The following is a 7,481-nucleotide window of genomic DNA, read 5'->3' on the forward strand; positions in this document are numbered from 1 at the left end:
CAAATTCTTCTATCTCTGGGCCAACGTCTTTTCCTTGAGAAGAGAAACAACACTTCTTGATCTTTTCTATAATAGACTTGCAGGCTCTTTGCGCTAATTCTCCATCACGTACACGAGCCTTAAATCCAGACCTCAACGGATCAAATCCATTACGATTAACATAATCACATAAGGCACAATCTTTCAAAATCTTTATCCCATTTATCTTATCAAGCGGTAAAGACTCTTTACTCACCTTGACTTTGGAATAACAAGATAAGAACCGATCCAGCAAATCATTCCAAAAGCTAGGATCATATAACATTGACGCAGTAACCGATCCCCCAAAGCACCTCCTAACTTTCTTTATCCGAAACTCGCATCGAGCTATATTCTTATTATTACTCCCCTGTTCCTTTCCTTTATCGTAAAACAAAAGTTCTTTCTCTGCTGTTTGAAACGTAATTCCTGTAGAATATGAATGACACCTAAAATAAGGTAAATCTAACATCCGATTGAAATATTCTATTGGAGACCGCTGTAACTCCAAATCCATTGCTAAATCCAGTCTAGTCACAATGACCTTGTCCATAGGGATGTTTAAATCCTCTCCTATCCTCTCAATGGCTTTCCGTACGTCCTCTAAAGGGAAATCGTGCATGTTGATACCGTAGTAATATTTACATAAGCTACAAGCATTGATTTTTAGAATATGAGTATTTACATACACATTATACCCCTTATATTTCCCACGTACATAAGGGAGGCCATCATTACCAATACAATCACTTCTATCCATCAAATATGGCGACACTTCCGCTAACAAATCTATTTCTGGAACATCTTTCTGATTAAGAACAAAGTCAACCGTATCATATAACATATGACCATGTACCATATCATGCAACATACTACTATATTCAGTACATGAATCATGTCCTTTCTCACACCTTGATAGATTGACATAGATTTTAGAAGCTATCTCATCTTTCATACTCTCCCCCTTCCTTTTTTATTCATTACAACATGATTTATGGCGGCTTGCTCTATCTCTTCTACCGAATCAACACGATTTCGTTTAAGCCACTCCTCAATCTCCGAGCGATCAAAATAGACTTGCTTTCCAGATGGTTTGTAATGAGGTATCTGATGACTATATGTAAGCTTGTATATATGACTCTTACTTAAGCCAGTAAGAGTTGCTACATCATCAACAGTTAGTACTGTCTTTGTCGCAAGTAGAGTATTACACTCTATTCTTTTTAAGATATTTTTAATCGACTCCATTTTTTTTATTTTTAATTATCATATCTTAATGCTGAATGTAGGTAGATTCAGCATATTCACATATTGTCAATATGTACCTACTCAGTATTGACACAACAAAGATCATATTAAAAAACAAATAAAAAGGGTGATAATAAAAAGTATCACCCAAAATCATCTACTATCACCTAAAGAATGTCACTTCTCTTTTAACCAACATGCAAATTTTTTTTCTATATCTTCAATATCATCTTCCTTACTGACAGCAGTAGTTAAGCTTCTATATTTCAAAAATTCATCACCATATAAAAATATTTCACTTGCCTTTTTCCACCTATTTCGCTCTGACTTCCAAAACACATCTATAAGAACATGTAATTCCTTCAATGAAGCTAACCATTCAATATAAAAGCGCTCAGGCACATTATCGACATTCCCAAATAAATAAAGAAACGTATCTAAACTTGTATTACTATTAATATAATTTTCCTCTTTCAAATGAAGCCAGATAGCTTTTAATTTATCATCGTCATATTTTTTCGTAAACCGACTTTTGCAATTTTCCAAATATCTATCAATCTTCCCCGAAATTAAATCATTAAAATACCGCATGTTTTCTACTATATCTAAATCTAATTTTTTATCGGTTGAATCATCCCATCTGGCAGCCCCCGTTGTAGCATATCTTTCTTCTCTTTCTTTTATATAATCAATATCAAATGCTATTTTTAATCGTGTGCTTGTTACTTCCATCACTTCCACGATTGCTTTCTTCAATAATAGAGCTCTTTTATATAACAAAGTATTAGTATTCATTCCTCGAACCTTTCTACAAGAGCTATCATATTGATATAACAAGTCATCAAGAATAAGAGAAATGTATATCCATCTATCTTTTGGTGTCATACCAGATAACAAGATAATAGTTTCTAATTTTCGACCTTCACTATAAATACTTCTCTCTAATTTATTTAGTGTTATTAACTCATTAATAGGATCACCAGATAATGAGTTATTCATGCTTATAATATTTTCAAATGGTCTTTCTTGTATACCCATATCGTATGATTAGTTTAAGATACTTATTATTCTATTTACTAAGGATCAATCAAATACGCCGTCTTGCTTATGAACAGCAGCCTTTTTATTTGCGTCAATAACTTTTGCATAAATTTGAGTTGTACTAATCTTAGTATGTCCTAATAGCTTACTAACTGTCTCTATCGGTACACCCAAACTAAGATTCAACGTTGCTGCAGTATGCCGAGCTACGTGGAAAGTGACATTCTTTGTTATACCAGCCAAGGTACACCAATGTTTTAGTTTCCGGTTTGAATTATCATTTTTAGGCAATTTAAAGATTTTCTCATCACCAGAGCCAATTCTTTCCGGTAGCCATTTCAAAGCTTCTTTACTTATAGGAAAGTCCTCACAACGTTTCGTCTTAGTCACACGAATCCGAAGGATAATGGCACCTTCATTATCTTCATACAAATCATTCCAGACCAACTTCTTCACATCACTGTAACGAAGCCCAACTAAACAGCAAAAGATAAAAGCGCATTTCAACATATCATCTTCACATGGTGTATTCATCAACCTCTTTATTTCCTCAATCGTTAAAAATTCCCTTTGCCCATCCTCCGGCTTAGGTTTATCCGTGTTATCTATCTTATCAAGAGGATTAATCGCCATTATATCAGCTTGCATCGCTTTACGAATTACCCAAGCAAATTTTTTGTATAGATTATGTTGAGTATTCTGTGAAAGAACTTCATATTTTGATTTCTTTTCACTATTCTCATAGTTAAAATTCATTGCAGTACGAAGATAAGCAATGAACCCTTTAACAAACTCTGTATTTACCTTTGTAAAGGTAATTTTATCACCAGCATAAGCCTCTAAATGCTTAGCAAGTGAATGAAGCGTATAATAATAACTTCGCTTGTTACCCGATTTTACTAGTTGTTCATCTGCCAAGTGTAAGACAAATTGAATAAGATTCATCTTTGATCTGGTAGTATTTGTTTTAAAGCCATGTTCGTTATTTTGCAACTCTACGATCCGTTTAGCCTTGATCGCATTAGCTAACTCTAACGTTTTACGGTTCGCTTCCTTATCTGCTTTTGATTTTTCCGGAATAAGATAGAGTTTGAGAAACTCGTACACACGATCACCGTCTTTGTATAGATCCAGGTAGATCGATTCATTCCCGTTAGCCAGTTTCTTTGTACGAATACGTACCGGCTCTTTAACTTTGACTTGCTTTGCCATATCGTTACTTTATTTGTTACCCACCGTAAAGATAAGTAACATTTCCGTTCACGGGTAACAAACGAGTAACAAAAGTAACAAAAAAAAGAGCTAAACAAAGGAAAACACGTTGTTCCTATTTAGCTCTTATATTACTTATAAAACACTAATATTTAGTATTTTATTTAACTTTTGCTTTACTCTTATTTTCTTTGATTTTTCGGATAGGTCTTTCAAAACCGGTCATCCCCATGGTTTTGTAATATTTCTTTTGGCAAAGATACATATAATTTCGAATTTAGCAAAAACCCATAACTGATTCCTTCCGATTAGGATTATTTTAATGTAAACGAAGCAGTTTTCACCTCTTTACTATTTCCACCGATCATTACCTGAAACTCACCCGGCTCAGCGACATAATCTAAGGTTGAATCGTAGAATTTCAACATATCCACATCAATATCAAAGGTTACTTTCTTGCTTTCTCCCGCTTTTAACGCAACTCGCTTGAATCCTTTCAATTCTTGGACCGGAGGGGTTATGCTGCGTACGATATCACGTAAATAAAGCTGTACGATTTCCTCTCCATCCTGAGCCCCGGTATTGGTAACAATCACGGATGCTTGAATTTTTCCATTTGCATCCATTGAATTCATATTCAAAGATACATCGCCATACGTATAAGTCGTATAGCTCAAGCCGTAACCAAATGGATAAAGAGGCTCATTCAACACATCTATATAATTGGAGACATAACGAGTGTACCAAGCATCGGGAGACATAGGGCGTCCTGTCATCTTATGATTATAATAGATCGGACATTGGCCTGTTACACGAGGAAAAGACATGGTTAACTTCCCTGTCGGAGAAACCTTTCCGGTCAAGACATCGGCAATAGCCGCTCCTGCTTCCGTACCACCGAACCATACGTTCAAGATCGCATTCACCTGCTTTTCCTCGGATTGTAATGCCAAAGGTCTTCCGGTAAAAAGTACCATTACGATCGGCTTTCCTGTCTTCTGGATAGCATCCAGTAATTTTTTCTGCGTTTGCGGCATTTCAAGGATGGCTCTACTAGCGCCTTCTCCACTCATATCTATCGATTCACCCAAAGCAGCGATAATCACATCAGCGCCTTCCACCACTTTTAGGGCCTCGGCGATTAATTGTTCATCGCTTCTATCATCCCGGGTTGAACGATTTTGATCCGTAAAGTTCGCTTCATAAACGGGATCATCGACTAGATTGCTGCCTTTTGCAAAAACAACCTCTACTCCATTTCCCAAAGATTCCTGTAAATCCTCTACCAATCCATGATAAGATTTAGTCTGCTCATCATATTTCCACGATCCAGCCATATTCGCCTTGCTATCCGCTAAAGGACCGACTACAGCGACCTTACGACATCCTTTAAGTGGAAGCAGATTATTATCATTTTTAAGTAACACGAAAGACTCCGCCGCAATACGACGGGCCGCAGATACATTATTTACCGACAAGAACTCTTTGGCGGCTCTTTTCGGATTACAATATTTATATGGATCATGGAACAATCCCAATTGGTATTTTGCGATTAGTATTCTCCGGCAAGCAGAGTCAATCTCAGCCTCTGTTATTTTCCCATCTTCCAATGATTTCTTTAATACGGCATGATAACAGTCCGCTATCATATCCATATCGACACCCGCCTTTAGCGCCTTGACTCCGACTTCCTGACTATTACCTATTCCATGGTTTACCATCTCCTCTATTGCCGTAAAATCAGACACGACAAAGCCGTTAAATCCCCATTGTTTACGCAACACGTCATTAAGAAGCCAAGTATTTCCGGTCGCGGGGATACTTTCAAATTCGTTGAATGAAGTCATGATACTTCCTACTCCTGCTTCTACAGCAGCCTGATAAGGACGCATGTAATAATTCATGGCAGTCACACGGCTCATATCCACCGTATTATAATCCCGGCCAGCCTCGGCCGCTCCATAAAGCGCATAATGCTTTACACATGCCATAAGAGTCGTATCAGCCGATAAATCATTGCCTTGATAACCACGCACCCATGCTTGAGCCATTATACCTCCAAGAAACGGATCCTCGCCCGCTCCTTCCTTTACTCGTCCCCACCGGGCATCATGATATATATCGACCATCGGGCTATATGTCCAACAGATACCATCAGCACCAACTTCCTTCGCGGAAATTCGAGCGACCTCTTCTATATTCTCCGGTTTCCAACTACACGAAAGACCTAGAGGAATGGGAAAAACGGTTTTATAACCATTACAAATATCAGCGCCAACAATTATAGGAATCCCCAACCGACTTTCTTTAACCGCGACTTCTTGTAACTGCCGGATCGCATCGACACCGAATATATTAAATATACCACCAACCTCTCCTCGTACAATACGACTGGCTATCTCACTCTTTTTAGGATTTGGCATTACGTTTCCATAACTAGGAAGATTCAATTGGCCAATTTTCTCATCAACGGTCATTCGACTCATCAGACCATTTATAAATTCATCCGCACTTTTCTGTTCAATCTCAGCTCTTGTGATTCTCTCACTTTTTTCTCTCGCTATCGAACAAACAGGCACTATACATGCCATTGAAATAAATAAAACTGAACTTTTAAGGAATTTCATAACTTAGCTTTTTTACTTCAAAAAAAGCCCGAATAACAGAAAACAGCAATAAACTCACTACTTCAAAGATACGATATGCTATAGAACACGCTTTCCCGGACTACGCTTTTACTACGTTTACCATCAATAATAAACTAGTAATAAATAAATTGCGCAATCGATTTAAGAATCTACTCCGCAAGTCTCCAGAAAAGATATCTGGAGTTCTATTCGATCAGACCGATCTCACGAAACCAATCTTCAGCCCGATCCGGCCATTCATTTACAGACGCTCCCGTATCTCGTAACCCATATCCATGGCCACCTTGACTATATAAATGCATCCATGCCGGAACACCAGCTTCCTTTAAGGCATAATAATAGAAAATACTACTGTTGATATAAGATTTATCATCTTCCGCTTGAATTAACATGGTTGGAGGTGTGGCAGATGAAACCTTTAACTCTGGTGCCAATTGGAAATTCTCTCCATCTAAATAAGCAGGATAAACCAATAAACAATAGTCCGGACGACAACTTACTTTATCCGTAGCATCAATAGCCGGATAAGTACGTTTCAAAAAATTATTGCTAACCATGGCAGCTAAATGGCCACCAGCCGAGAATCCCATCACACCGATTCGCTTTGGATCTATATTCAAGTTCTCAGCGTTCGCTCGAACATAACCAATCGCACGCTGTACATCTTGCAAAGGAGCTTCGTGTTTTTCCAGTCCTTCCCGTCTTGGAACCCGGTATTTAAGTAAGACCGCAGTTATTCCAAGATTATTAAGCCATTCACAGACTTCATCACCTTCCAAATCATAAGCTAAAATATTGTAACCACCACCGGGACAGACAATCATAGCGGCACCCGAGGCCACTTCATCCGGAGCATGATATATAGTAATCGTTGGCTCACTCACATTCGTAATACGCAAAACACTCTCACCACCGGTTTTTCCACCATCCGTATCAGCTTTCTCTATTAATTTAATAGTTTCTCCCGGCGCCCCTTTTGGGAATAATAAAATCGGATTTTCTTGTGCCATAGACGTATTGATTAAACAAACCCCAATCAATAAAGGGAATATCCACTTCTTAACCATACAACACATTATTAAGTTATAGGGAGCGAATATATACATCTTATTTTATTTATCCAATCAGAATCGAATAAATAAAAACAGAAAAAGGAGTCACCCCTTACGGACTGACTCCTCTCCATCGGCTATCGCCTTCTTCAAGACGGCGGCTACCTACTCTTCCACTGTTACGCAGTACCATCGGCGTGACGAGGCTTAACTTCTCTGTTCGGAATGGGAAGAGGTGGATCCCTCGTGCTATAGCCACCTT

At 38.1% G+C, this 7,481-nt stretch carries 6 protein-coding genes and 1 rRNA gene; all 7 read right to left on the reverse strand.

Going from position 1 to position 7,481, the window contains the following annotated elements:
- Positions 1-973 (reverse strand): hypothetical protein (locus DWY79_RS22035; protein WP_122370492.1); only part of this gene is annotated, 973 nt, incomplete at its 3' end.
- Positions 970-1,266, reverse strand: a complete 297-nt coding sequence (locus DWY79_RS22040; protein WP_005865081.1) for an AlpA family transcriptional regulator — start codon at positions 1,264-1,266, stop codon at positions 970-972. The genes DWY79_RS22040 and DWY79_RS22035, both read right to left, overlap by 4 nt.
- A 177-nt stretch (positions 1,267-1,443) precedes the next feature.
- Complete coding sequence (locus DWY79_RS22045; protein WP_005865079.1) at positions 1,444-2,304, reverse strand: hypothetical protein; 861 nt, start codon at positions 2,302-2,304, stop codon at positions 1,444-1,446.
- Positions 2,305-2,349: 45 nt separating this feature from the next.
- Complete coding sequence (locus DWY79_RS22050) at positions 2,350-3,519, reverse strand: site-specific integrase (RefSeq protein ID WP_005865076.1); 1,170 nt, start codon at positions 3,517-3,519, stop codon at positions 2,350-2,352.
- A gap of 314 nt (positions 3,520-3,833) precedes the next feature.
- Complete coding sequence (bglX, locus tag DWY79_RS22055) at positions 3,834-6,146, reverse strand: beta-glucosidase BglX (protein WP_122297441.1); 2,313 nt, start codon at positions 6,144-6,146, stop codon at positions 3,834-3,836.
- Positions 6,147-6,352: 206 nt separating this feature from the next.
- The gene (locus tag DWY79_RS22060; protein ID WP_005865072.1) at positions 6,353-7,234 is read right to left on the reverse strand and encodes an alpha/beta hydrolase; all 882 of its coding nucleotides are present in this window, start codon (positions 7,232-7,234) and stop codon (positions 6,353-6,355) included.
- Between the two features lie 137 nt (positions 7,235-7,371).
- Positions 7,372-7,481, reverse strand: a 5S ribosomal RNA gene (gene rrf / locus DWY79_RS22065).

Origin of the sequence: Parabacteroides sp. AF27-14 (assembly GCF_003635425.1) — a bacterium.
GTDB lineage: Bacteria > Bacteroidota > Bacteroidia > Bacteroidales > Tannerellaceae > Parabacteroides > Parabacteroides distasonis.